This window comes from Streptomyces sp. CNP082 (genome assembly GCF_059570535.1).
The window spans coordinates 26,450-51,815 of sequence record NZ_JCANSZ010000010.1 but is presented as its reverse complement, the minus strand read 5'-3'; the positions used below and the strand labels follow the sequence as shown (position 1 = coordinate 51,815).

The window sequence follows — 25,366 nt, the reverse complement described above, 5'->3', positions numbered from 1 at the left end:
CCGCCGGTCTCATCCCCCGCCGCCGACGGGGATCCGCCCCTTGCCGCCGCCGGTCTCCGCGGCGGCCTCCTCCCCGGCCCCCGGATCTCCCGGGTCCTCCGGGCCCGCCGCGGTCTCCGGGCCGGCGGTGACGGGGGCGGCGGCGCGGGCCGGCGGTTCGAGGTGCAGCTCCGGCAGCAGCCGGTCGGCCCAGCGGGGCAGCCACCAGTTGGCCCGTCCCAGGAGCGTCATCGTCGCCGGCACCAGCACCATGCGGACGATCGTCGCGTCCGCGAGCACCGCCACCGCCATGCCGACGCCGATCATCTTCACCGTCACGTCGGGGTCGATCGCGAACCCGGTGAAGACCGCGACCATGATGGCCGCCGCGCTGGTGATGACGCGCCCGGTCGCCGCGAGGCCGCGCACGACGCTGCCGTGCGGGTCGCCGGTGGCGAGCCAGTCCTCCCGGATCCGGGAGAGCAGGAAGACCTCGTAGTCCATGGACAGGCCGAACAGGATGGTGAACATCAGGATCGGCACCCAGCTGGACACCGGCACGTCGTGCGGCAGGCCCAGCAGGCGGGCGCCGGTGTCGGTCTGGAAGACCACGGTCATCACGCCGTACGCCGCGGCGACCGACAGCAGGTTCATCGCCGCCGCCTTCAGCGCCACGACCGGCGCCCGGAAGAGCACGGTGAGCAGCAGCAGCGAGAGTCCGACGACGAACGGGATGACCACCCACAGGCGGGTGGCGAGCCGGTCGGAGATGTCGGCGAACACTGCCACAAGACCGGTGGCCTCCGCGCCCTCGGGCAGCACGTCGGCGCGGAGCCGGTCGAGCAGGTCCTGGGTGCGCTCGTCCTGCGGTCCGGTGGTGGGCGTGACGAGGATGACGGCGGCGTCGCCGGCCTCGTTGACGCGGGGCGGCGACACGGCGGCCACCCCGTCGGCCGCGGCCAGGTCGTCGCCGAGCGCGGGCAGGGCGTCCGCGGGTACCTCGGCGAGGTCCACGGCGATCTGCAGCGGGCCGTTGGCACCCTCGCCGTACTCGGCGGCCACCAGGTCGTACGCGCGCCGCGTGGTGTTGGAGTCCGGCTGGCTGCCGGCGTCCTGCGGCCAGGTGCGCATGCCGAGGACGGGGGCGGCCAAGGCGAGGAGCACGACCAGCGCGCTGAGGCCGAAGACCACCGGGCGCTTGGTGACGGCGCGGGCCCAGCGCTCGGTGAGGGTGGCGCGCGGCGGCGCGGACCGGACGGCGGCTCCCCCCGCTGCCCCGGTCTGCGCTGCCCCTTCGACCTCTTCGGCTTCTCCGGCTGCTTCGGCCTCTTCGGAGCGTACGAGTCCGAGCCGTTCGGCCCTCGGCAGCACGCGGTGTCCGGCCAGCCCGCACAGCGCCGGCACCAGCGTCAGCGCGGCGGCCATCACGGCGACGACGGTGCAGAAGGTCGCGTAGCCGAAGGACGCGAAGACCGCGACCGTGCTGAGCCGGAGCCCGAAGAGGGACAGCAGGACGGTGGCGCCGGCGATGAGCACGGAGACGCCGGCGGTGGCCGTCGCCTCCGCCGCCGCAGCGCGCGGCGCGAGGCCGCGGCGCAGCCCCTCCGCCTGCCGGCCGACGAGCAGCAGCGCGTAGTCGATGCCGACGCCGAGGGCGACCATGGAGGCGACGGTGGGCGCGATGTTGCTGACGTCGGTGGCGGCGGAGAGCAGCGCCACGCCGGCGAACCCGACGCCCAGCCCGGCGATGGCGACGACCAGCGGCAGCCCGGCCGCGGTGAACGAGCGCAGGGCGAACAGCAGGATGATCAGGGCGGCGCCGACGCCGATCATCTCGGCGGTGATGGCGGGCTTGGTGACGTTCTCCGGTACCTGCCCGCCCAGTTCGACGTCCAGGCCCGCGTCCTCTGCGGGGGCGGCGGCGGCGCGCAGCGCGTCGGTGCCTTCCGAGCCCTTGATGTCGGTGACGGGGATGCGGTAGTTGACGCTGATCAGCGCCGTGTCCCCGTCGCGCGAGAACACCGGCTCGTCCACCACGGACGCGCCCTCCACATCCGCGAGCCGCCGGCGCACCTCGTCGAGCACGCCCGCCGGCAGGCCGTCGCCCGATTCGTCGTGGACGACGACGCGCGCGTTGGCGCCGGACATCTCCGGGAAGGCGTCGGTGAGGAAGTCGGTGCCGGCCTGGGAGGGGGTGCCCTCCACGCGGTAGTTGTCGTGCGGGGTGCCGCCGAACGCCCCGGCCAGGGTGAAGAACGCGGCGATGGCGACGAGCCAGGCGGAGATCGTCCGCCAGGGGTGCACCGCACAGGCGCCGCCGAGGCGGCCGAGCAGTCGGGTCATGACCGTTCCTTGCGCAGATCCGATCGATTCCGATCACACGGTGCGGGGGGCCTCTTGCAGGCGACTTGGAGAACTCTTGGAACGGGCCGGAGGGCTTCCGGCGCAGCTCGGCGCGTCCGGGGTCCCGCCCGGGACGGTTGTCACAGGGGGCTGGCACGATGCGGGGCATGCCGACTCCGCTTGTGTGGGTTCCCGCCGCCCATGACCACGAACTCGCCCTGGACGGAACCGTCCTCAGATGCCGTAAGTCCGGCGGTGACGTGCTGCGGTCAGTCCCCAGGGCCGTGCGCGGCAGCTCGGTGGGAGAGAAGCTGTCCGAGTTGCGCGAGCGGTTGGTGCGGCACGAGGAGGAGTGCCGGTCCACCGTGGAGTCCTGGCTGCTGGCCGGCGTTCCGGTGCCCGCCGCCCTGCTGGCCCGCGTGTGGCCCGACCCGGGCTGACGGTCCGCGCTGGAGCACCTCGTGGTGGTCGTCGGCGGGCGGACGGGCCTGCTGACGGAGGTGACCGACGAGGGTCGTACCGCCCTGGTTGGCCGGGACGGTACGGCGCACGCCCCACCGGTGGGCCCCGTGTCCCTGCCGCATCCGGTCCTGCTGTCCGACGCGGAGGGCCTGCCGGGAACTGCGGGAGCTGGCCGTCCGCCGCACGCTCGGCGGCCTGCCACCCTGGCCCGAGATGCTCAAGCAGCTCGCCAGACTGGCCAAGGCCGCCGGCCTCGACGCGGCTGCCGAACTCGGGTCCGTGCTGGGAGCCCTCGTAGAAGCGCCCACCCTCTGGCGTGCCTCAGACGGCTTCTGGACCTCGATGCCCGACGACCCGGGACAACTGCGGGACCAGCGGATGATGGCCGAGCGGCTGGCGGTGGCGTGCAGGCGTCTGCTGTCCGGATGACGGCGCCGGGGTGATCAGTGGCCGGAGGCGGTCCAGGGTCGGGGCCGTGACGGGGATCAGGCGGCAAGCGCGGCCCGGGCCGCCTGCGCGTCGGCCAGCCACTGCGGCGCCTGCCAGCGGCGCGCGACGACGGCGGCGTGCGCGTAGTGGCCGGCGGCCTCGTCCGTACGGCCCAGCAGCCGGGCGAGGTCGCCGAGCGTCTGGGCGACGGGCCGCATGGCCAGGCACATGCTCGCGGCCCCCGCGACGACGTTGCGCAGCGGCAGCAGCTCCGCCAGCAGATCCGGGGCCTCGTCCCGCTCCTCCAGCCCGACCACGGCCAGCGCGCGGGCGGTCAGGAAGAGCGAGTAGAAGAAGTCCTGCCTGATGGGCGGCCGTTCGGCGCGGACGGCGCGGGCCTCGTCCGGGCGGCCGGCATCGATCAGGGCCAGCGCGAGGGAGTCGCCGGCGAGCGCCCCGTACTCCTCCGCCGCCGCCCGCAGCTCCGGCAGCGCCGCCGCGGGCCGGCCCTGCCGCCAGCACAGCGCGAAGCGCGACACCGTCCACATGGCCGCCGCGTGCGGGGAGCCGTTGGCGCGCAGCCGGGCGACGGCCTCGGCGTAGCCGCGCTCGGATGCTGCGAGGCGGCCCTCGGCCATGCGCAGCGCGGCCAGTTGTACGTGCCCGACCGCGGTGGGATCGCTGAGCCGGTGGGTCTCGGCGATCTCCAGCCCGCGGGCGACGTGCCCGCGGATCGCCACGACGTCGCCGCGGACGGCGGCGGCCCCGGCGGCCAGGTACTCGGCGAACCACGCGTACGCGGGCAGGCCGTGGTCCGCCGCGAGCTGCGCCAGCTCGGCGGCGGTCTTCTCGCGCGGCGCGGGGTCGAACTCCCAGTCCATGACCCGGCTGTAGGTGGCGAGCACCTGGGCGAGCAGCCCGGGGTCGTCCAGGCCGCGGGCCAGGCCGACGGCCTCGGCCGCCGCCGCCCGCCCCGCGTGGGCGGGTCCGGCGGCGCTGTCGAGGGTGGCGGCGAGGGCCTCCAGCAGCCGGCAGCGGGTGGCGTCGGCGAGCGTGCGGTCGGCCAGCAGGCGGCGCAGCGCGGCGACGGCGCGGGTGTCCTCGTGCGCGTACGTCCGGGGCTCCCAGGCGGCGGGCTCTGTCCAGGCGGTCAGCGCCTCGACGAGCAGGTCGTCACGGCCGTGCCGCTCGGCGACGTCCATGGCGCGGGCACGGATGCCCTGGGCCTCGACGACCGCGCCGCCGCGGGCGCGCGCCTGCAACTCCAGCCCGAGCAGGGCGACGAGGCGGGCGGGGGCGTCCTCGGCGGCGAACGCGGCGGGGTGGCGCTCCACGCAGGCGGCGGCCTGGGCCAGCAGTCCGGCGGCGGTGTCGTGCGCGTAGCGGCGGCCGGCGAGGCCGGCGGCGCGGACGGCGTAGTCGACGGCGGTGCGGGCGGTGGCGGTGGCGGGGGCCTGGAGGTGGTGGTGGGCGATGGCGGAGACGTCGTCGGGACGCAGCTCGCGCAGGGCCCGGCCGAGCGCGGCGTGCAGCCGGGCGCGGCGCAGGCCGCTGAGGTCGGCGTAGAGGGTGTCGCGTACGAGGGCGTGGGCGAAGCGGATACGGCCGGGGCCGGGTTCGGTGAGCAGCCCGGCGGCGAGGCCGGCGTCGAGTCCGTCGAGGACGGCGTCTTCGTGCGGCGGGGGTGGGGCCGGGGTGTCGGCGGGGTCGGCGGGAGGGGCTGTGCCGGGCGAGGGGGACGGGGTGGCGGCGGGCGCGGCGGCGGGGGCGGGAGCGCGTTCGGGGGCCGGTTCGCGCGTGGCGCCTGCGCCGGAAGCGGCGGCGCGGACCAGCGCCTCGACGTCCGCCTCGCGGCCGGCCACGGCGGCGAGGCGCAGCACGGACAGCGCGGCGGGCGGCAGCCGGTCGAAGCGGCGCCGCAGCACGTCGCGTACGCCGTCGGGGACGGTGCGCAGCGCGTCGGCGGTGACGGTGCCGGCGCTGAGCATGCGGGCGGTCTCCAGCAGGAAGAACGGGTTGCCGCCGGTGCGTTCCGCGAGGGCGGCGGCCGTCTCGGCGTCGACGGGGGCCAGCGCGCGCACCAGCCGTACGGCGTCGGGCGGCGCAAGCCCGGCCAGGGGCAGCCGCACCGGCGCGCGGCGGGCGAGGACCGCCTGCACGGCGGCGAGTTCGCCCTCCTCCGGGCGGTAGGCGGCGACGATCAGGAGCCGGCCGGCGGGCGGGTCCTCGGCGAGCCCGGCGAGCAGCGCGAGGGTCTCGCGGTCGGCGCGGTGCAGGTCGTCGAGGAAGAGGGCGAGGGGGCGTTCGCGGGTGGCGGCGGCGAACCACGTACGGCAGGCGCGGTGCAGCCGGAACCGGTCGCTGGCCCGGCCGGCGGCGGCCCGCGGGCCGGGGTCGAGCAAGGGGGCGAGGTCGTCGGCGAGCCGGGGGTCGGGCGGCTCGTGCCGGGCGAGTTCGCCGGCGATCTCCTCCCAAGCCCAGGCGGGCGGCGGGCCTTCGGCCTCGGGACACCGGCCGACGGCGGTGACCCACCCCTCGCCGGCGAGCCGCCGTGCGCAGTGCCCCAGCAACCGCGACTTCCCGGCCCCGGCCTCCCCCGCCACCAGCGCGAACCGCACACCCCCGGCGAACGCCTCCCCGGCAGCCGCCCCGAGCGCCGCCACCTCTGCCTCCCGGCCGACGAAGAGCGCGGGCGCCTCGGGCGGCGGGCCGGCGGGGAGAAGCGCGGTGCGGGAGGAGGAACGGGCGGGGCTGCCGTGCGGCGCGGAGGCGCCACCCGGCGGGGGCGGGCCGGCCGCGAGGGGCGCGGCCGGGCCGCCGGAGCCGGGGCCGCCGCGGAACGTGGAGGGTGCGGAAGCGGAACGGGCCGGGCCCCCCTGAGGCGCGGGGACGCCACCGGCCGGGGGCGGCACGTCGGTGCCGTACAGCCCGGCGGTCCCGGGACCGGTGCGGCCGGGCGGCAGGGACCCCTCGGGCGGCACCGCATCGCGGGCCGCCGGGCCCGGGGGCGCCACCGGGCCCGGCGCCCCGGAAGGCGCCGGACCAGCGGCCGGCCCCGGGCCGGCCGGTCCAGCCCACTCCGCCGATGCCGCCCCCGGCCCCGCCTCCGCCCCGGCGGAGCCCGAGCGGTGCAGCAGCGAGGGGCTCACGGCGGGCCCGGAGCCGGGGAGTTCAGAGCCTGCGGCCGGGGGCGCGCCAGCGGGGGCAGCCCGCTCGGCCGGCACCGGCGCGGACGGCACCGGCGCAGCGGGCATCGCGCCGCGCAGCGGCGGCGACGGGGCCACCGCGGGCCCGGGGCCGGGTGGTTCGGGGCGCTCCCCGTCACCCGCCGGCGCCGCGTGCCGGGCGGCGTCGAAGTCCTCACGGGCCGGCGGCAGGCCGTCCCGCAGAACCTCCCAGCGGCGGTTCAGGATCGCGTCTTCCAGTGCCGTCAGTTCCGGCCCCGGCTCGATCCCCAGCTCCTCCCGCAGCCCCCGCCGCACCCGGCGCAGCGCCGCCAGCGCGTCGGCCTGGCGGCTGTCCGTCCACAGGGCGAGGACCAGCAGCCGCCAGCCCTCCTCCCGCAGCGGCTCCTCGCGGGTCAGTGCCTCCGCCTCCGCCACCGCCTCGGCGGGGCGGCCGAGGCGCAGTGTCGCCGCCGCACGGGTTTCGCGGGCGGTCAGCCGGAGGCCGGACAGCCGGGCGGTCTCGGCCGCCGCCCACGGGGCGTCGGCGAACTCCGCGTACGGCTCGCCGCGCCACAGCCGCAGCGCCGCCTCCGCCTCCGTACGGGCCCGCTCCGGGTCCGGGGTGAGGAGGCTCCGGGCCCGGGTGAGCGCCTGCTCGAACCGCCAGGCGTCCACCGCCTCGTCCGGCGGCCGGAAGGCGTAGCCGGGCGGGGTGCTCACCAGCAGCCGGGCCGGGGCGCGGCGCGAGCGGCCCGGTTCCAGTTCGCGCCGGAGGTGGGAGACGTACGCCTGGAGTGAGGACCGCGCCCGCGGCGGCGGGGCGCCGTTCCAGAGGTCGTCGATCATCCGGTCCGCGGAGAGCGTCGCGCCGCGCGCGGTCAGCAGCAGCGCGAGGACGGCACGTTGGCGCGGGCCGCCGAGTCCGGCGGGCACACCGTCGACATCGGCGGCGAGCGGGCCGAGCACGCCTATCGCCACCACGGGGGAATTTTAGGCCGCGCCCGCCGCCACCGGTGCGCCGGGGAAGCCCCCGGGCACCGGTGGCGGTCGAGCGGCGTGCGGCCGGCCAGCCGTCAGGCACCGCCGGCCGCCCGTCCGCCGGCGCCGCCCCCGTCCGGGCACCGGCGGACGCCGTCAGCCGTCGAGGTCGCGCAGGTCGAGCCGGCGGAACTCGATGGTCTCGGACGAGCGGGACACCCCGGTCTCGTACAGGACGCCGATGGTCTGGCCGCTGACCTGCACCAGGTCGGAGTACGCGGCCGGCTGCTGCGACAGCGTCGTCACCTTGGTGAAGTTGAGCCCGGCGTCGTCACTGCGCCAGACCGCGAGCTTCTCCCGCTTCACCGGGTTCGACGGGCCGGAGAACAGCAGCGGCGCCTGCCGCCCGGCCGGCTGCAGCACGCTCGCCTGCACCACGGGCACCTCGTTGAGGTCCGGCTGGACCGTGTAGGGCCGGTCGAGGCTGGTGCCGCCGTCGCTGGAGTAGCTGTCCAGGCGGTTGCCGGTGCTGGTGCCGTTCTGGTCGCGGGTGCTGAAGTACAGGCGGCCGTCGGGCAGTTCCGCGGCGATGTTCTCGTTGCTGTTGATCTCGCCCTCGTACTCGTCGTCGATGAAGCCCATCTGCCAGGTGCGCCCGCCGTCGTCGCTGTAGATGGCGTGGGCGCCGTAGTACTTGGCCTCCTGCCCGGTCTCGGCGGAGCCGGCCGGCGGCGAGGTGGAGTGGTTGGACGGGATGACGAGCCGGCCGCGGTGCGGGCCGTGCCTGAGGGCGACGGCGTGCCCGGGACCGGTCGCGTACCAGCGCCACTCCGGCCGTTTGACGTCGGCGGTGATCTCCCGCGGCTCGTCGAAGGTGCGGCCGTCGTCGGTGGAGCGCTGGACGAAGACACGGCGGCTCTGCTCGGCCGTGACCTCGCCGCGCATGATCTGCGCTTCGGTGACCGCGCCGCTGTTGAACACGGTGAGGAGCACCAGGTCGCCGGTCTCCGGGTCGACGACGGGCGCCGGGTTGCCGCGGGTGTCGCCGCCGCCGGCGGCCACGATGGACATCGGGCCCCAGGTGCAGCCGCCGTCCTCGGAGCGGCGGACGACGACGTCGATGTTGCCGCTGTCCCCGGCGCCCCCGACGCGGCCTTCGGCGAAGGCGAGGAGGGCGCCGCCGGCGGTCTTGACGGTGGCGGGGATGCGGTACGTGTCGTAGCCGCCGTCGCCGGATCTGTAGGGGACCGAGGACGTGCAGCCAGCCGTGCCGGACGCCGTGGCTCCGGCGTCGGCCGCCGCCGTGCCGGGGCCTGCGGCCAGGGTGCCGAGGAGGGCGGTGGCGGAGAGGAACAGGAGGCTTGTCGAGGTGCGCATGCGGCGGCTCCCCAAGTCATGGGACGTAGGAGGTGGGATGTCTGATCGCAAAACGTAGAGGGCTCCGCGGCGCGAGGCAAGCCCCCGGACGCCGGGAGAGATCGCACCAACGTGCGGGCCCGCAGGCGTTCGTATGCGATCGTGGGCGGGAATCGAGCTGGTTGGGCAGGGGAATCGGGTCCGCCTGGGCGCACCTGCGGTGCCCCGGAACGGGCGCAACAGGCGGGCGGAGGAGGCCGGGTGGCGAGCACGGGCGAGATACGGCGGGCGCGGTACGCCGTCGCGGCGGTGTTCGCCGCCCACGGCGCGGTCACCGGCAGCTTCGCCACCCGGGTCCCCTGGGTGCAGGACCACGCCGGGATCAGCGCCGGCCAGCTCGGCCTCGCGCTCGCGATGCCCGCGCTCGGCGCCGCCGCGGCGATGCCGCTCGCGGGCCGGATCAGCCACACCTTCGGCGCCCGCCGCGCGCTGCGCGGGCTGATGGTCATGTGGTGTCTCGCGCTGGTGCTGCCGGCCCTCGCGCCGGGCCTCGCGACGCTCTGCGCGGGCCTGTTCGTGTACGGCGCCACCGCCGGCATGGCGGACGTCGCGATGAACGCGCTCGGCGTCGACGTCGAAGAGCGGCTCGGCCGCTCGATCATGTCCGGGCTGCACGGCATGTGGAGCGGCGGCGCGCTCGCGGGCTCCGCGGCCGGCACCGTCGCCGCGCACACCGAGCTGGACGGCCGGGTGCACTTCGCGATCGCCGCCGCCGTCCTCACCGCGGTCTCCGCCGTCGCCTGCCGCTGGGTGCTGGCACCCGTCGCGCACGCCGACGAGGAACCGCCGCCGCACTTCGCGCTGCCGCCGCGCTCCGCGCTGCTCATCGGCGCGGTGGGGTTCTGCGCGGTGTTCGCCGAGGGCGCCAGCCTGGACTGGTCGGCGGTCTACCTGCGCGACGAGATGGACTCCGCCCCCGGCCTGGCCGCCGCGTGCACCACCGGCTTCGCGCTGACGATGGCCGTGGCCCGGCTGGTCGGCGACGCGGTCGTGGAACGCCTCGGCCCGGTACGCACGGTGCGTGCCGGCGGGGTGCTGGCGACGCTCGGCGGCGTACTGATCGTCACCTCCTCCGTCCCGGCGCAGGCGATGGCCGGGTTCGGGCTGCTGGGGCTGGGCATCGCGGTCGTCGTCCCGGTGGTCTTCGCGGCGGCGGCGCGCTCCGCCAGCGCACCGAGCCAGGCGATCGCGGGGGTGGCGACGATCATGTACGCCTCGGGGCTGATCGCCCCGGCGGCGATCGGGCAGGTCGCGGACGCGACGTCGCTGACGGTGTCGTTCGGACTGGTGACGCTGCTGGCGACGGGGCTCATCGCGGGCGCGGGGCTGCTGCGCGGGCAGCGCTCGGAAACGCGGGCCAAGGCGCCCGGCGCCGTAGCGGATCCGGCCCCGGCGCCCCCGGCGGACTCGTAGGCCCCAACCGCCTGCGTACCAGGGCGCGCACTCCCCTCAGCCCACCGCCTTCGCCGCCGCGCGGCCCGCGGCGCGGCCGGAGAAGAGGCACCCGCCGAGGAACGTGCCCTCCAGCGAGCGGTATCCGTGGACACCGCCCCCGCCGAAGCCGGCGGCCTCCCCGGCCGCGTACATGCCCGGCAGGGGCTCCCCGCCCTCGGTGAGCACCCGCGACGACAGGTCCGTCTGCAGCCCGCCGAGGGACTTGCGGGTGAGGATGTTCAGCCGTACGGCGATGAGCGGGCCGTTCTTCGGGTCCAGGAAGCGGTGCGGGGACGCGGCCCGGATGAGCTTGTCGCCGAGGAAGTTGCGGGCGCCGCGCAGGGCGGTGATCTGCATGTCCTTGGTGTAGGCGTTGTCGATCTCGCGGTCGCGGGCGGTGAGGGTGCGGCGCAGCGCCTCCTCGTCGATGAGCTTGTCGCCGGTCAGCTCGTTCATCCGGCGCACCAGGGCGCCGAGGTCGCGTTCGACGATGAAGTCGACGCCGTTGTCCATGAACGCCTGCACAGGACCCGGCGCCCCGGAGCGCGCCCGGCCCAGGACGTCGCGCACGCTCTTGCCGGTCAGGTCCGGGTTCTGCTCGCTGCCGGAGAGCGTGAACTCCTTCTCGATGACCTTCTGGCTGAGGACGAACCAGGTGTAGCCGTGGCCGGACTTCATGATGTGCTCCAGCGTGCCGAGCGTGTCGAAGCCCGGGAACAGCGGCACCGGCAGCCGGCGGCCGGTCGCGTCCAGCCACAGCGACGACGGGCCGGGCAGGATGCGGATGCCGTGCCGGGCCCAGATGGGGTTCCAGTTCTCGATGCCCTCGGTGTAGTGCCACATCCGGTCGCGGTTGATCAGCCGGCCGCCGGCGGCGCCGGCGACGTCGAGGAGCAGCCCGTCTACGTGCGCGGGGACGCCGGAGAGCAGCTTCTCCGGCGGGGTGCCGAGGCGCTTCGGCCAGTGGGCGCGTACGAGATCGTGGTTGCCGCCGATGCCGCCGGAGGTGATGATCACCGCTTGGGCGCGCAGCTCGAAGGTGTCGGCCGTCTCCCGGGAGCTGGCGGTGCCGCGCGCGGCGTCGCTGGGCCGCAGGATCTCGCCGGTGACGGTGTCGACGGCGTCGGCGCTGCGGGACAGGCCGGTGACGCGGTGGCGGCAGCGCAGGTCGACGCGGCCCAGTTCGGCGGCCTCGCGCACCCGCCGCTCGAAGGGCGCGACGATGCCGGGTCCGGTGCCCCAGGTGATGTGGAAGCGGGGTACGGAGTTGCCGTGGCCCTCCGCGTCGTAGCCGCCGCGCTCGGCCCAGCCGACGACGGGGAAGAACGACACGTCCATGGAGCGCAGCCAGGCGCGCTTCTCGCCGGCGGCGAAGTCGACATACGCCTCGGCCCACTTGCGCGGCCAGTGGTCCTCGTCCCGGTCGAAGCCGGCGGTGCCGAGCCAGTCCTGCCAGGCCAGTTCGCGGCTGTCGCGGATGCGCATGCGGCGCTGCTCGGGCGAGTCGACGAAGAACAGGCCGCCGAAGGACCAGTGCGCCTGGCCGCCGAGCGACTGCTCGGGCTCCTGGTCCAGCAGGATGACCCGGCGTCCGGCGTCGGCCAGCTCCGCGGTGGCGGCGAGGCCGGCGAGTCCCGCTCCGATCACGATGACGTCGGCGTCGTAGGCCATGGCTGCCGCCCTTCGAAGGTTACCGGTCGGTTCAGATCCTGTTGACTGGGCGCCCGCCCGTCAACCGCCGGACACCGGGCTCTTTCCGCCGCCCGCGGGCGGCGCGGGTCGGCCACCGGGTGCGCGGGGGCGTTCGGTTAGGGTCGAGGCCGTGAGCGACCCCGAACGTCCGTCCGCGGTGCGGCTGTGGTTCTCGCCCCGGCGGCTGCGCGCCGAGGGCCGCACGCCGGACTACCGCTTCTCGCTCGCCAACGAGCGGACGTTCCTGGCGTGGGTACGGACCGCGCTGGCGCTCGTCGGCGGCGGCATCGCCGCGGACCAGTTCCTCACCGAGATGTCCCGCCCCATCCGTACGGCCATCGCCGCCGTGCTGCTCGTGGGCGGGGCGGTCTGCGCGGTGCGGGCCGTCAACCACTGGATCCGCTGCGAACGGGCGATGCGCCGCGGCGAGGACCTGCCGGAGTCCCGCTTCCCCGGGCTGCTCGCCGTGGGCACGGCGGTGGCGGCGGTGGCGCTGATCGTGGCGGTGCTGGTCGGGACCGGGCGGTGAGGAACTCCCGGGACCCCGCGGCGCAGCCGGAGCGGACGCGCTTCGCGTGGCGGCGTACGACGCTGGCGTTCGCCGTCGTGGTGGTGCTGGAGATACGGCGGGTGGTGGCCGAGGGCGGCTCGGCGGGCGGGTACGCCGGGCTGTCGCTGGCGCTGTCCACGTGGCTGGTGTTCCTGGCGGTCGGCCAGCGGCGGATAAGCCGTCTGGCCGCCCCGGCACCGGCGGCGATGGCGCCCGGGCTCGTGCTGGGCGCCGGGCTGTGCGTGGTGGCCTCCGCGACGTCCGCGGCCGTGCTGCTCTTCTGACGCCGCTCCCGGCCACCCTGCCCCCGCGCGCCCGAGGTGCGGGCGGCCTCGCGCGCCGGCCTTGTGGTTCTCAGCTCGCAGGGAGCACCACAGCGCAGGCAGGACCGCGCACACGGTCGGCGACACGGTGGTGTGGCTGCCGGAGCAGCGGGTGCTGTTCGCCGGGGACATAGCGGTGTGCGGCGGGTCGCCGTGCGTCGCGTTCGGCTCGCTCGGGGGGTCGCTGCGGGAGCCGGAGCGCCTGGTGGCGAACCTGCACCGGGCGTACAGCGAACTCGCCGGCGAGCCGGAGGGCCGTCCGCTGGACGCCGCGGAGTACCTCGCGGACATGACGGCGCTGAGCGGCGGCGAGATGAGGCCCTGCCACGCCTGACGCCTGCCCGCGGGGCGGCCCGTGCCCACGGGTCTGGACGGCATACCGACCGGTCGGCATTATGGTGGACCGGGTCCGTGCCGCCGGGCCCGCCGACCGCCCCCGGAGGGAGCCCGTATGAGCGACGACCACCCGCCCGGCCTCGACCTCGACGCGCTGCGCCGCCACCTCGACGCGCAGTTGCCCGGGCTCGTCCGCGGCGGGCTGAGCGCCCGGCTCATCGAGGGCGGCCGGTCCAACCTCACGTACGACGTCACCGACGGCACCGGCCGCTGGGTCGTCCGGCGCCCCCCGCTCGGCCACGTCCTGGCCACCGCGCACGACATGGCCCGCGAGCACCGCGTGCTCACCGCCCTGCACCCCACCCCCGTCCCGGTGCCCGGGACGCTGCTGCTCTGCACCGACGACGCCGTGCTCGGCGCCCCCTTCTACGTCATGGAGTTCGCGCCCGGCACGGTGTACCGCAGGGCGGAGCAACTGGTGCCGCTGGGCCCCGCACGCACCCGCGCCGTGGTCGACGGCCTCGTCGACACCCTGGTCGACCTGCACGCCGTCGACCCCGCCGCCGTCGGGCTCGGCGGCTTCGGCCGCCCCGACGGCTTCCTGGAGCGCCAACTCCGCCGCTGGGGCAAGCAGCTCGACGCCTCGCGCAGCCGCGAGCTGCCCGGCATCGACGAGCTGCACGCCGCCCTCACCCGCGACCTGCCGCCCGCCGCCGCGCCCGCCGTCGTCCACGGCGACTACCGCCTCGACAACGTCCTCGTCGACACCGGCAGCACCCCCAGCACCGGCAGCACCGCCGAAGCCGACAGCGCTGCCGGCACAGCCGACGCCGGCAGCACCGTGACCGCCGTCCTGGACTGGGAGATGTCGACGCTCGGCGACCCGCTCACGGACCTCGGCCTGCTGGCCATGTACAGCGCCCCCGCCGGCGCCGACTCCCCCGTCGCCACCACCGCGGACGCTCCCGGCCACCCGACCGCCGCCGAGATCACCGCCAGATACGCCGAGCGGTCCGGCCGGGACGTCTCCCGCGTCCCGTGGTACACGGCGTTCGCGTACTTCAAGCTCGCCGTGATCCTGGAGGGCATCCACTACCGCTACACGCTGGGCCAGACCGTCGGCGCCGGCTTCGACCGCATCGGCGCGCTCGTGCCCCGCTTCATCGCGGGCGGCCTCACCACCCTGCAGGAAGGCTGACCGGTCATGGACTTCGCACCCGACACACGCACCGAGGAGCTGCGCGAGCGGCTGCTCGCCTTCATGACCGAGCACGTCTACCCCGCGGAGCCCGTCGCCGCCGCGCAGCTCGCCCGGCAGGGCGACCCGTGGGTGCACCCGCCGGTGGTGGCCGAGCTGCGCGCCGAGGCGCGCAGGCGCGGGCTGTGGAACCTCTTCCTGCCCGACCCCGCGTACGGGGCGGGCCTGACCAACCTGCAGTACGCGCCGCTCGCCGAGATCACCGGCCGCAGCCCGCACCTGGCGCCGCTGGCGCTCAACTGCAGCGCGCCGGACACCGGGAACATGGAGCTGCTGGCCCAGTTCGCCACCGCCGAGCAGCGCGCGCGGTGGCTGGAGCCGCTGCTGGACGGCGCCATCCGCTCGGCGTTCGCGATGACCGAGCCGGCCGTCGCCTCCTCCGACGCCACGAACATCGAGACCCGGATCGCGCGGGACGGCGACACGTACGTCATCAACGGCCGCAAGTGGTACATCTCCGGGGCGATGAACCCGGACTGCGCCGTGTTCATCGTCATGGGCAAGACCGACCCGTCCGCTGACATCCGCCGCCAGCAGTCCATGGTCCTCGTCCCGCGCGACACCCCGGGCCTGACGGTCCGCCGCGCCATGCAGGTCTACGGCTACGAGGACCATCTGCACGGCGGCCACGCCGAGGTCGTGCTCGACGACGTACGGGTCCCGGTGGCGAACCTGGTCGGCGAGGAGGGCGGCGGCTTCGCCATCGCGCAGGCGCGGCTCGGTCCTGGCCGTATCCACCACTGCATGCGGCTGATCGGCATGGCGGAGCGGGCCATCGAGCTGATGTGCCGGCGGGCGGTGGACCGGTCGGCGTTCGGCAAGGAGCTGGCGCGGCAGGGCGTGGTGCAGACATGGATCGCGGACGCACGGGTGGCGGTGGAGCAGTTGCGGCTGCTGGTGCTGAAGTCCGCGTGGCTGATGGACACCGTCGGCAACCGCGGCGCGCACACGGAGATCCAGGCCATCAAGATCGCCGTGCCGCGGGAGGTCACCGGCATCCTGGACCGCGCGGTCCAGTTGCACGGCGCCGCGGGCGTCAGCCAGGACACGCCGCTGGCCGAGCTGTGGGCGTCGGCACGCACGCTGCGGCTGGCGGACGGTCCCGACGAGGTGCACCAGCGGTCGCTGGCCCGGCGCGAGCTGCGGAAGTACGCGCCGGGGGCGTGAGCCGGCGCGTACGGGCGGGGATGCGGGATCCGCACGGCAGGGATCACAGGGAACGCCGGGATCGCCGGGACCTGCGGCGCGGAAACGTCCCGGCTACGGGCGCAGGGCGCGCAGCAGCAGCTCCGCCAGGTGGTCGCCGACCTCCCGCGCCGACATCGGCCCGTCCGGGCGGTACCAGCTCCCCAGGTGGTGCAGCGCGCCGAAGTGGTAGTCCACCACCAGGTCGGCCGGGGTCGCGGTGGAGAACACGCCGGCGGCCTGGCCCTCCTCGATCAGGCTGCGGAAGCGCTCGTGGTAGCGCCGCCGCTCCGCCCGTACCTCCTTGGACTTCTCCGGGCCGAGCATGTGCATCGAGCGGAAGAAGATGAGCGCGTCCTCATGGTGGTCGACGGTGGTGACGACCACGTCCGCCGCCGCCTCCCGCAGCCGCTGCTCGACCGGGGCGTCCAGCGCCGCGAAGTGGTCGAGGCGCTCCTGCTGGAGCCGCAGCAGGCGGCCGTAGATCTCGTGCAGGAGATCGTCCTTGGAGCCGAAGTAGTGGTAGAGGGCGCCCTTGGTGACCCCCGCGGCCTCGACGAGCTCCTGCACCGAGGTGCGGTCGAAACCGCGCTCGGCGAAGAGCCGTGTGGCGGCGGCGAGCAGCCGCTCCGGCACCGTCCCGCTGTTCTCACCCGTCGTCGCCATGTCCTGGCCCCTTCGTCGTTCCGGCCTCCAGTGTCCGCTGCAGGCGGTTCATGCCCGCCAGCCAGCGGTCCGGCTCTGTGGCGCGCAGGGCACTGTAACCGGCGACCTCGGGGTGGGGCAGGATCAGGAAGCGGTCCTCGGCGATGCCGGCCAGGACGGCGTCGGCGACCTGCTCCGGCGCGATGGCGCCGGGGGCCAGGACCAGGTCCCCGGCGGTGCCGGAGGCGCGGAGCATGTCGGTGCGTACGCCCTGGGGGCAGACCGCGTGCACGGCGACGCCGCGGTGGCGGTACGTCAGGGACAGCCACTCGGCGAAGGCGAGCGCGGCGTGCTTGGTGACGCTGTACGGGGCGGCGCCGGCCATCGACAGCAGGCCGGCGGCCGAGATGGTGGCGACGAACCGGCCCTCGCCGCGTTCCAGCCAGTCCGGCAGCAGCTCGCGCGCGGCGCGCACGTGGGCCATGACGTTGACGTCCCAGGCGGCGGTCCACACGTCGTCCGCGGCCTCGGGCCCGCCGCCGGTGGCGACGCCGGCGTTGGCGCAGAAGAGGTCGACGCCGCCGAGCGCCTCGCGGGCGGCGGGTACGACGCCGGAGGCGTCGCCGGGGAGCGCGATGCCGCCGATCTCGGCGGCGACGTCGCGGGCTCTGGCGGCGTCGAGGTCGTTGACGGCGACCCGGGCGCCCTCGGCGGCGAGCCGCCGCGCCAGCGCGGCGCCGATGCCGGCACCGCCTCCGGTGACCACTGCCCGCGCGTCCCGCACGCTGCCCACGGTGCCCGCCTTTCCACGGCCTGCGACACGGGCAGACTAACCGGTCGGTATGCCGGAGGGAAGGCTCCGGCCCGGGCCGCCACCGGCGCGGGGCCGTTGACAGGGGGCGCGCGGCACGACCATGCTAAGCAGTCGCTTAGACGGTCCCGACGCACCCTCGCCCGCCCCGGGAGGCACGCCATGGCAGAGCCCCGTACGTTCACCTCGGTCGACGAGCTGAAGGGCGCGGTGGGCGAGCAGTTGGGGCACACGGACTGGGTGGAGATCGACCAGCGGCGCATCGACCGGTTCGCCGAGGCGACCGGGGACCACCAGTGGATCCACGTCGACCCCGAGCGGGCCGCGGCAGGCCCGTTCGGCGGCACCATCGCCCACGGCTATCTCACGCTCTCGCTGCTGCCGCTCTTCGGCCCGCAGCTCATCGACGTCGCGGGCGTCCGCATGGGCGTCAACTACGGTACGGACAAGGTGCGTTTCCCCGCCCCCGTCCCCGTGGGCTCCCGGCTGCGGGCGTCCGCCGTCATCGTGGACGTCACCGAGGTCACGGGCGGCGTGCAGCTCGTCGTGCGGTACACGGTCGAGCGGGAGGGCGGCACCAAGCCCGTGTGCGTGGCGGAGTCGGTGGTCCGCTACTCCTTCTGACCGCCCTGCGCCGCGACCATCCGGCCCACCAGGTCCGCGTACAGCGCCCCCAGCTCGTCCGGCGACCGGCTGCCCGCCGCGCTGAACCACCGGGCCACGTCCACGCACAGCGACAGCACCGCCAGCGCCGTCCCCGGCACGTCGGCGACCGCGAACTCGCCGTCCCGTACGCCGTCCTCGATGATCCCCCGCACCAGCCGGTCGATGTCCCGCCGCAGGTCGACGATCTCCGCGTAGTGCTCCGCGCCGAGCGCCGCAAGTTCGTACTGCACGACGCGCGCCGTCGTGTGGTGCGCCGCGTGCCAGCCCACGAAGGCCCGTACGGCGCGCGCCAGCCGCTCCCCCGCCGCGCCCTCGGACTCCGCCGCCGCGGCGATGACCGACCGCGCCCGCTCGTGGCCGACGCGGCTGATGCGGAAGAGCAGCTCTTCCTTGGTCTTGAAGTGGATGTACAGCGCGGCGGGGCTCATCCCGGCGCGGCCGGCGATGTCGCGGGTGGTGGTGGCGTGGTAGCCGCGCTCGGCGAACGCCTCGACCCCCGCGGTGAGCAACCGCTGCGCCGCCTCCGGCTCGACGCCGCCCCAGGCCGCGGGGTCCTGGACGTCCTGCATGCTCGCTCTCCGCTCTCCCGGGTGCAGCGGAGAACACCCTACCCCCGACGCTGAGCAAGCGCTTAGGGCCGTACGGGACCGGGCCGGGCGGCCGGCGCCCCGGCCGTGACCTCGCGGTCGAGCCTGCCGGTTCCCGCTTGGCCCGCCCTAAAATGCACGGCATGGCCCGCCCCCGCAAACCCCTGCTGAGCCGTGCGCGCATCGTCACGGCGGCGCTCGCCCTCGTCGACGCCGAGGGGCTGCAGGCCGTCTCCACCCGGCGGCTCGCCGCCGAACTGGGGGTCAGCGGGCCGTCGCTGTACAACCACTTCACGACGAAGGACGACCTGCTGGACGCCGCGGTCGACGCCGTCGTCGCGGAAGTCGACCTGTCGATGTTCTCGGACGGCTCGCCATGGCCCGGGGCGCTGCTCGCCTGGGCCCGCTCGTACCGGGCGGCGCTGGCCGCGCACCCGAACATCGTGCCCGTCCTCGTCCAGGGCCCCGGCCGCAGACCGGCGGCGCTGCGGCTGGCGGACGCGGTCTTCGGCGGCATGGTCGCGGCGGGCTGGCCGCCGGCGCAGGCCACCCGGATCGGCGCGCTGATGCGGTACTACGTGGCCGGCTCCGCCCTGGGCTCGTTCGCGGGCGGCTTCGTCACCGACCCCGCGGCGTACGACCCGGAGGACTACCCGCACCTCGGCCGGGCGCATCTGCTGGCCGAGCACCGGCGGGAGGTGGACGAGGGCGCGTTCGAAACCGGGCTGCAGGCGCTCGTCGACGGGCTGCAACTGCAGTTCGCCCAGCTCAGCGGGCAGCCTTCGGGCTGGCACCGGCCCAGCGCAGGCCCAGCGCAAAGGCAGCGCAGGGGCAGCGCCGGAGACGGCACCGGCAGGCCGCGGCCGGGGCTATGATCCCGCAATGGCCGACCTGGTACGCGTGATCTACCGCAAGTACGACGGCACCCTGCACTGGAACTCGACCATGCGCCGCCTCGGCGAGGACGAGCACGGCGTGTGGCTCGGCCAGCCGCCCGGCGGCACGACGCGCAAGGGCACGGGGCCGCCCGTGACCTTCGAGTGCGCGCACGTGGCGCTCTTCCCCCGCGGCGCCTGGTGGACCGCCGAGTTCAACGCCCCGCCGAAGCGCACCGACCTCTACGTGGACATCACCACGCCGCCGCGGTGGCGCTCGGCCGCGGAGGTCACCATGGTCGACCTGGACCTCGACGTCGCCCGCCGGCGCGGGGAGCGGGAGCCGCGGCTGCTGGACGAGGACGAGTTCGCCGAACACCGGGTGCGCTACGGCTACTCCGAGGAGACGGTGGCGCGGGCGACGGCGTCGGCCGAGTGGCTGATGGCGGCGGTGGCGGCGGGCACGGGGCCGTTCGCCGGGGCGCACCTGAGGTGGCTGGCGCAGGTTGCGGAGGGCTAGCGGCCGACTGGGGGGGGCGCCGCGTTCTGACCGGTCGGTAACAGGTGGGTCGAGAGGCGTGAATTCGCAGGTCCGGTGTCAGTGGGCCGACCTACGATGGCAGGCATGGCCCGTTCGCGCAGCCCCGTCGCCAGCCCCCTCGCCCGCCCCGTCCCGCCCCGCCCCGCCGGCGGGTGCCGATGAGCGCCGGGACGCCGGGCGCCCCGGCGGACCCGCTGCGCTGGCCGGCGCTGGCTCAGCTGCGCCGGCGGACGTCGATGAAGTGGCGGGCGTATCCGCCCGACGTGCTGCCGCTGTGGGTCGCCGAGATGGACACCCGGCTCGCCGCGCCCGTCGCCGAGGCGGTGCGGGCGGCGATCGACCTGGGCGACACGGGCTATGCGACCGTCGGGCCGTACGCGGAGGCGCTGGCGGAGTTCGCGAAGCGCCGCTGGGACTGGCGGGTGCCGGCCGAGCGGGTCGCCATCGTGCCGGACGTGATGCTCGGCATCGTCGAGGTGCTGAAGCTGATCACGGGCCCGGACGACGCCGTCGTCGTCAACTCCCCGGTCTACCCGCCGTTCTACGCCTTCACCGAGAACCTGGGCCGGCGCGTGGTCGAGGCCCCGCTCGGCGAGGACCGCCGCATCGACCTCGGCGCCCTGGAAGAGGCGTTCACCGCCGCCCGTGCCGGTGGCCGCCGCGCGGCGTTCCTGCTGTGCAGCCCGCACAACCCGACCGGCACCGTGCACACCGCCGCCGAGCTGGCGCAGGTCGCCGCGCTCGCCGGGGCCCACGGGGTGCGGATCGTCGCCGACGAGATCCACGCCCCGCTGGTGCCGCCGGGCACCGGCGTCCGGCACGTGCCGTATCTGACGGTGCCCGGCGCGGAGCGGGGCTTCGCGCTGCTGTCGGCGTCGAAGGCGTGGAACCTGGCGGGGCTGAAGGCGGCGGTCGCCGTCGCCGGCGAGGAGTCGGCGGGCGAGCTGGCGCTGCTGCCGGAGGAGGTCTCGCACGGGCCCAGCCACCTCGGGGCCATCGCGCACGTGGCGGCGTTCCGGCACGGCGGCCCCTGGCTCGACGCGCTGCTCGCCGGTCTTGACGAGAACCGCCGGCTGCTCGGGCGGCTGCTGGCGGAGCGGCTGCCGGGGGTGGAGTACCGCGTTCCGGACGGGACGTTCCTGGCCTGGCTGGACTGCCGCGCGCTGGGGCTCGGGGACGACCCCGCGGCGGAGTTCCTGGAGCGCGGGCGCGTGGCGCTGGCGTCGGGGATCCCGTTCGGCACGGGCGGCGCGGGCCACGCGCGGCTCAACTTCGCCACCTCGCCCGAGGTGTTGACCGAGGCGGTGGACCGGATGGCCACTGCCGTAGAAGCGTCACCCCAGCCGGGAGGCAGGCCATGACCGACGACGTCACCGAGTACCGGCAGCAGGGCGCCGCCGCCCGCAAGCGGGGCCCGGCGGCCCCGCGTTCCAGCTCCGGCTCGGGCGCCGGGTCCGGGTCGGACGCCAGGTCCGGGTCGGGGTCGGGCGCCGGCTCGGGGTCGGGCGCCGGGCCTGAGTCGGGCGCCGGGTCGCCCGCGCGCGACGCCGCGGCCCCGGGCGGCGGGCCCGCGGACCGCGCGCGCGTCCACGCCTTCCGCGACGACGCCCTCGGCGCGCACGACGCCGTCGCCCTCGCCGCGCTCGTCCGCTCCGGCGAGGTCAGCGCCGGGGAGCTGGCCCGCGCCGCCGTCGAGCGGATCCGCCTCGTCGACTCCGAGCTGCACGCCGTCGCCGTCCCCGCCTACGACTCGTACGAGACCGACGACACAGCCACCGGCCCGCTCGCCGGCGTGCCCACCGTGCTGAAGGACAACACCGACTTCGGCGGCCTGCCCACCGGCCACGGCAGCGCCGCCTTCACACCGCACACCGCGCCGCGGCACGCGCCGTTCACGCGCCAGTTCCTCAGCACCGGCATGACGTTCCTCGGCAAGACCCGGCTGCCGGAGTTCGGCTTCAACGCCAGCACGGAGTACGCGGACGACGAGCCGGTCCGCAACCCCTGGCACCCCTCCCACTCCCCCGGCGGCTCCTCCGGCGGCAGCGCCGCGCTCGTCGCCTCCGGCGCCGTGCCGATCGCGCACGCCAACGACGGCGGCGGCTCCATCCGCATCCCCGCCGCGTGCTGCGGGCTCGTCGGCCTCAAGCCGACCCGGGGCCGGGTCGTGGCCAACGACACGGGCCGCCGGCTGCCCATCGACATGGTCGGCGACGGCGTCCTGAGCCGGTCAGTACGCGACACCGCGGCGTTCCTCGCCGCGGCCGAACGGCACTGGCGCAACCCGCGCATGCCCCCGCTCGGCCTGGTCGAGGGCCCGGGCTCACGCCGGCTGCGGATCGGCCTGGTGGCCGAGTCGCCCACCGGCGCCGCCACCGACGCGGCCACGCGCGCGGCCGTCGCCGCCGTCGCCGCGGCGCTGGAGGGCCAGGGGCACACGGTCGAGCCGTACGCGCTGCCGCTCGACGGCCGCTTCGAGCAGGACTTCATCTCGTACTGGGGCATGCTCGCCTTCCTCGCGGGCGCCGGCGGCCGGTTCGTGTACGACCGGCACTTCGACACCCGCCGGATGGACGGGCTCAGCAGGGGCCTGCGGGCGACGTACCTGCGCCGGATGCACACCACCCCGGCGTTCCTGCGCCGCCTGCGCCGCGCGGCGGACGAGGCGTACGACGCGGCGCTCACCCGCTACGACGTCCTGCTGTCCCCGGTCCTCGCGCACACCACCCCGCGCCTGGGGCACCTGTCTCCCAACGTCCCGTACGAGGAGCTGCTGAACCGGCTCCGGGCCTACGTGGCCTTCACCCCCATCAACAACATCAACGGCAGCCCGGCCCTCTCCCTGCCCGCCCCCGCCACCGACCCGGGCCCCGCAGGCGGCATCCCGGTCGGCGTGATGCTCTCGGCGGCGCACGGCGACGAACGCACGCTGCTGGAGCTGGCCTTCGCGCTGGAGGCCGACCGGCCCTGGCGCCGGATCCAGGACGGCTGAGGGGGGGCGGCCCAAGCACGAACGGCCCGCCTGGAAGGGCCGGGTGTGCGTACGCTGGCAGCGCGCTCAGAACACCACGAGCGCCCGGCCCCCGCGTCCCGCGAGCATCGCCTCGAACGCCGCCGGGATGCCGTCGAGCCCGATGCGCGCCGTGACCAGCCCGCCGAGGTCCAGCTCCCCGGCCCGTACGTGCGCGGCGATGGCGGGCAGGTCGCGGGCCGGGTCGCTGTTGCCGTAGACGCAACCGGCCAGCGTGCGGCCGAAGTAGAACAGCTCCAGCGCCGAGAACGACACCCGCTCCTCCTGCCCGCCGATGCCGACGACCGTCGTCCGCCCGCCGCGGCGCGTGCAGGACCAGGCGGTACGGATCGACTCCGCCCGGCCTACGCACTCGATCGCCACGTCGGCGCCGATCCCGCCGGTCAGCGTACGGATCCGCTTCGCGGTCTCGCGCTCCGCGCCCGGCGCCGCGAGGACGAACTCGGTGGCCCCGGCGGCGCGGGCCAGCTCCTCCTTCGCCGGTGAGACGTCGACCGCGACGAGCGGCCCGGCGCCGGCGATCCGGGCGGCCTGGAGCGCGGCGAGCCCCACGCCGCCGGCGCCGAAGACGGCGACCGACTCCCCGGCCCGTACCGCGGCGGCGTGGTGCACGGCGCCCCAGCCGGTGAGCACGGCGCAGCCGAGGAGCGCGGCGTCGGCCAGCGGCACCCCGGCGGGCAGGGGCAGCACGGCGTGCGCGGGGACGACCGTCTCCTCGGCGAAGGCGGCGGTGCCCAGGCCCGGGTAGAGGCCGACGCCGGCGCGGGTCGCGTACGGCTCGGCCGCGGCGGCACCGGAGGCGGTGCACAGCCACGGCTCGCCGAGCCCGCAGTAGTGGCACGCGCCGCAGGACGGCGCCCAGTTGAGCACCACCTCGTCGCCGGCGGCCACCCCGGTGACGCCCTCGCCGGCCGCGACGACGGTGCCGGCGCCCTCGTGGCCGAGCACCGCGGGGGCGGGCTGGCGCAGGGTGCCGTTGGCGAGGGAGAGGTCGGAGTGGCAGACGCCGGCGGCGGCGAGCCGGACGCGCACGTGGCCGGGGCCGGGGGCGGGGATGTCGATGTCGGCGACTTCGAGCGGGGAGCCGATCGCGGGCAGGACGGCGGCGCGGGTCATCTTCTGGCTCCGTAAGGTCGGGGGGCGCGTGGGTGCGTACCTCAGAACTGCAGCGACTTGGTGTGCAGGAACTCCGTGAGCCCGGCCACCCCCAGCTCGCGGCCGATGCCGGACTGCTTGTAGCCGCCGAACGGCGCCAGCGGGTTGAACCGCCCGCCGTTGATGTCGACCATCCCGGTCTCCATCCGCCGTGCGAACGCCACCGCCGTCGCGTCGTCGCCGGCCCACACGGCGCCGGCGAGGCCGTAGACCGTGCCGTTGGCGATGCGCAGGGCGTCGTCCTCGTCCTCGTACGGCATGATCGCCAGCACCGGCCCGAAGATCTCCTCCTGCGCGAGGGCCATCTCCTCGGTGACGTCGGCGAAGACGGTGGGCTGGACGTAGTAGCCACGCCCGTGTCCCGCCGGGGCCTCGGGCCCGCCGGCGAGGAGCACGGCGCCTTCGGCGGTGCCCCGCTCGATGTGGCCGCGGACGCGGTCGCGCTGGGCGGCGCTGACGACGGGCCCGAGGCGGGTGGCGGGGTCGCGGGGGTCGCCGGGGGCGTACGTGGCCACGGCGGTGGCGGCGAGGGTGAGCGCCTGGTCGTAGGCGGCACGGTGGACGAGCATCCGGGTCCAGGCGTTGCACGTCTGGCCGGAGTTGGCCATGACGTTGGCGACGCCGGTGCTGACGGCACGGGCGAGGTCGGCGCCCGGCAGGATGACGTTCGCGGACTTGCCGCCCAGCTCCAGCGCCGCGGGCTTGACCGCCGCGCCCGCCGCCGCGGCGACCTTCCGCCCGACGGCGGTGGAGCCGGTGAACGACAGGAAGTCGGTGCCGGGGTGCTCCACCAGCGCCTGGCCGGCCTCGGCGCCGTGGCCGGTGACGACGCCCAGGACGCCGGGCGGGAAGCCGGCCGCGGCGACGGCGTCGGCGAAGAGCCGGGCGACCAGCGGGGTGTTCTCAGCGGGCTTGAGCACCACGGTGCAGCCGGCGGCGAGCGCCGGGGCGGTCTTGGCCACGATCTGGTGCAGCGGGTAGTTCCACGGCGTGATGGCGCCGACGACGCCCACGGGTTCGTGCAGGACGGTGGAGTTGCCGGCCTTCTCCTCGTATGGGTACGAGGCGCCGATCTCCGCGTACGAGGCGGAGACGGCGACCGGCACCGCGGCGTGCACCTTCCGGCTGAACGTCAGCGGCGCGCCCAGCTCCGCGGTGACCGTCGCGGCGACGTCCTCCGCGCGCGCGGCCAGCGTCTCGCTCAGCGCCCGCACCCGCGCGGCCCGCTGTGCGGGCGGGGTCGCCGCCCAGCCGGGGAACGCGGTGCGCGCGGCGGCCACGGCGGCGTCCACGTCGGCGGCGGTGCCGGCCGGCACCGTGGCGATGACCTGCTCGGAGGCGGGGTCGACGACCTCGATGACGCCGTCGCCGGCCGGGGGCTGCCAGCGGCCGTCGAGGAACATGCCGTCGTGAGCCTGCATCGGTACGTCTCCCGGTCCGTCGGCGGTGTGCGTACGGCACCAAACTAGCGCCGGTAGTTTTCGGCGCCCAGGGCGTCCGGGC

The 25,366-nt window shown here is 76.0% G+C and carries 22 protein-coding genes; 13 read left to right on the top strand and 9 right to left on the bottom strand.

Going from position 1 to position 25,366, the window contains the following annotated elements; all coding sequences use genetic code 11:
- Positions 1-9: 9 nt before the first annotated feature.
- Complete coding sequence (locus tag B124_RS11525) at positions 10-2,322, bottom strand: MMPL family transporter (protein WP_496502658.1); 2,313 nt, start codon at positions 2,320-2,322, stop codon at positions 10-12.
- 167 nt (positions 2,323-2,489) lie between these two features.
- On the opposite strand from B124_RS11525, the gene B124_RS11520 reads away from it, so the two are divergent.
- Positions 2,490-2,762, top strand: coding sequence for a hypothetical protein (locus B124_RS11520; RefSeq protein ID WP_496502657.1), 273 nt, complete (start codon positions 2,490-2,492; stop codon positions 2,760-2,762).
- A 235-nt stretch (positions 2,763-2,997) separates the two neighbouring features.
- Positions 2,998-3,213, top strand: a complete 216-nt coding sequence (locus B124_RS11515; RefSeq protein WP_496502656.1) for a hypothetical protein — start codon at positions 2,998-3,000, stop codon at positions 3,211-3,213.
- Positions 3,214-3,269: 56 nt separating this feature from the next.
- Here the strand turns inward: B124_RS11515 and B124_RS11510 are convergent, their stop codons facing one another.
- Together B124_RS11510 and B124_RS11505 are read right to left on the bottom strand one after the other, a co-directional pair.
- Positions 3,270-7,361, bottom strand: coding sequence for an ATP-binding protein (locus tag B124_RS11510; RefSeq protein ID WP_496502655.1), 4,092 nt, complete (start codon positions 7,359-7,361; stop codon positions 3,270-3,272).
- A 153-nt stretch (positions 7,362-7,514) separates the two neighbouring features.
- Positions 7,515-8,735 carry a sialidase family protein gene (locus tag B124_RS11505; RefSeq protein ID WP_496502654.1) on the bottom strand — a complete coding sequence of 407 codons (1,221 nt, stop codon included), beginning with the start codon at positions 8,733-8,735 and terminating at the stop codon, positions 7,515-7,517.
- Positions 8,736-8,975: 240 nt separating this feature from the next.
- Here B124_RS11505 and B124_RS11500 point away from each other — a divergent pair, with 240 nt between their 5' ends.
- The gene (locus tag B124_RS11500) at positions 8,976-10,187 is read left to right on the top strand and encodes an MFS transporter (protein ID WP_496502653.1); all 1,212 of its coding nucleotides are present in this window, start codon (positions 8,976-8,978) and stop codon (positions 10,185-10,187) included.
- Between the two features lie 36 nt (positions 10,188-10,223).
- Here the strand turns inward: B124_RS11500 and B124_RS11495 are convergent, their stop codons facing one another.
- Complete coding sequence (locus tag B124_RS11495; RefSeq protein WP_496502652.1) at positions 10,224-11,879, bottom strand: FAD-binding dehydrogenase; 1,656 nt, start codon at positions 11,877-11,879, stop codon at positions 10,224-10,226.
- 151 nt (positions 11,880-12,030) lie between these two features.
- On the opposite strand from B124_RS11495, the gene B124_RS11490 reads away from it, so the two are divergent.
- The 5 genes from B124_RS11490 to B124_RS11470 all read left to right on the top strand — a co-directional run bounded on the left by B124_RS11490 (position 12,031) and on the right by B124_RS11470 (position 15,534).
- Positions 12,031-12,429 (top strand): YidH family protein, encoded by a 399-nt coding sequence (locus B124_RS11490; protein WP_496502651.1) that lies wholly within the window; start codon positions 12,031-12,033, stop codon positions 12,427-12,429.
- Positions 12,426-12,734: a DUF202 domain-containing protein gene (locus B124_RS11485; protein ID WP_496502650.1), complete on the top strand. Its 309-nt coding sequence runs from the start codon at positions 12,426-12,428 to the stop codon at positions 12,732-12,734. The genes B124_RS11490 and B124_RS11485 overlap by 4 nt, the downstream gene beginning before the upstream one ends.
- 61 nt (positions 12,735-12,795) lie before the next feature.
- Positions 12,796-13,107 carry a hypothetical protein gene (locus B124_RS11480; protein WP_496502649.1) on the top strand — a complete coding sequence of 104 codons (312 nt, stop codon included), beginning with the start codon at positions 12,796-12,798 and terminating at the stop codon, positions 13,105-13,107.
- Between the two features lie 117 nt (positions 13,108-13,224).
- Positions 13,225-14,307: a phosphotransferase family protein gene (locus B124_RS11475; RefSeq protein ID WP_496502648.1), complete on the top strand. Its 1,083-nt coding sequence runs from the start codon at positions 13,225-13,227 to the stop codon at positions 14,305-14,307.
- Between the two features lie 6 nt (positions 14,308-14,313).
- On the top strand, positions 14,314-15,534 hold the full coding sequence (locus B124_RS11470; protein WP_496502647.1) for an acyl-CoA dehydrogenase family protein: 1,221 nt from the start codon (positions 14,314-14,316) through the stop codon (positions 15,532-15,534).
- 93 nt (positions 15,535-15,627) lie between these two features.
- Here B124_RS11470 and B124_RS11465 read toward each other — a convergent pair whose 3' ends face one another.
- Together B124_RS11465 and B124_RS11460 are read right to left on the bottom strand one after the other, a co-directional pair.
- A complete protein-coding gene (locus tag B124_RS11465; protein ID WP_496502646.1) occupies positions 15,628-16,218 on the bottom strand; it encodes a TetR/AcrR family transcriptional regulator in 591 nt (196 codons plus the stop codon).
- Positions 16,202-16,990, bottom strand: a complete 789-nt coding sequence (locus B124_RS11460; RefSeq protein ID WP_496502645.1) for an SDR family oxidoreductase — start codon at positions 16,988-16,990, stop codon at positions 16,202-16,204. The genes B124_RS11465 and B124_RS11460 overlap by 17 nt, the downstream gene beginning before the upstream one ends.
- 180 nt (positions 16,991-17,170) lie before the next feature.
- Here B124_RS11460 and B124_RS11455 point away from each other — a divergent pair, with 180 nt between their 5' ends.
- A complete protein-coding gene (locus B124_RS11455; RefSeq protein WP_496502644.1) occupies positions 17,171-17,632 on the top strand; it encodes a MaoC family dehydratase in 462 nt (153 codons plus the stop codon).
- On the opposite strand, the gene B124_RS11450 is transcribed toward B124_RS11455, so the two are convergent.
- Positions 17,620-18,243 carry a TetR/AcrR family transcriptional regulator gene (locus tag B124_RS11450; protein WP_496502643.1) on the bottom strand — a complete coding sequence of 208 codons (624 nt, stop codon included), beginning with the start codon at positions 18,241-18,243 and terminating at the stop codon, positions 17,620-17,622. The two genes, B124_RS11455 and B124_RS11450, sit on opposite strands and share 13 nt — an antisense overlap.
- A 161-nt stretch (positions 18,244-18,404) precedes the next feature.
- On the opposite strand from B124_RS11450, the gene B124_RS11445 reads away from it, so the two are divergent.
- The 4 genes from B124_RS11445 to B124_RS11430 all read left to right on the top strand — a co-directional run bounded on the left by B124_RS11445 (position 18,405) and on the right by B124_RS11430 (position 22,669).
- Complete coding sequence (locus B124_RS11445) at positions 18,405-19,136, top strand: TetR/AcrR family transcriptional regulator (RefSeq protein ID WP_496502642.1); 732 nt, start codon at positions 18,405-18,407, stop codon at positions 19,134-19,136.
- Between the two features lie 7 nt (positions 19,137-19,143).
- Positions 19,144-19,656 carry a DUF402 domain-containing protein gene (locus B124_RS11440; protein ID WP_496502641.1) on the top strand — a complete coding sequence of 171 codons (513 nt, stop codon included), beginning with the start codon at positions 19,144-19,146 and terminating at the stop codon, positions 19,654-19,656.
- A gap of 179 nt (positions 19,657-19,835) precedes the next feature.
- A complete protein-coding gene (locus B124_RS11435) occupies positions 19,836-21,038 on the top strand; it encodes a MalY/PatB family protein (protein WP_496502640.1) in 1,203 nt (400 codons plus the stop codon).
- Complete coding sequence (locus B124_RS11430; RefSeq protein ID WP_496502639.1) at positions 21,035-22,669, top strand: amidase; 1,635 nt, start codon at positions 21,035-21,037, stop codon at positions 22,667-22,669. The genes B124_RS11435 and B124_RS11430 overlap by 4 nt, the downstream gene beginning before the upstream one ends.
- A gap of 66 nt (positions 22,670-22,735) precedes the next feature.
- On the opposite strand, the gene B124_RS11425 is transcribed toward B124_RS11430, so the two are convergent.
- Positions 22,736-23,824, bottom strand: a complete 1,089-nt coding sequence (locus B124_RS11425) for a zinc-binding dehydrogenase (protein WP_496502638.1) — start codon at positions 23,822-23,824, stop codon at positions 22,736-22,738.
- 41 nt (positions 23,825-23,865) lie between these two features.
- Positions 23,866-25,284 (bottom strand): aldehyde dehydrogenase family protein, encoded by a 1,419-nt coding sequence (locus tag B124_RS11420; protein WP_496502637.1) that lies wholly within the window; start codon positions 25,282-25,284, stop codon positions 23,866-23,868.
- Positions 25,285-25,366: the final 82 nt, after the last annotated feature.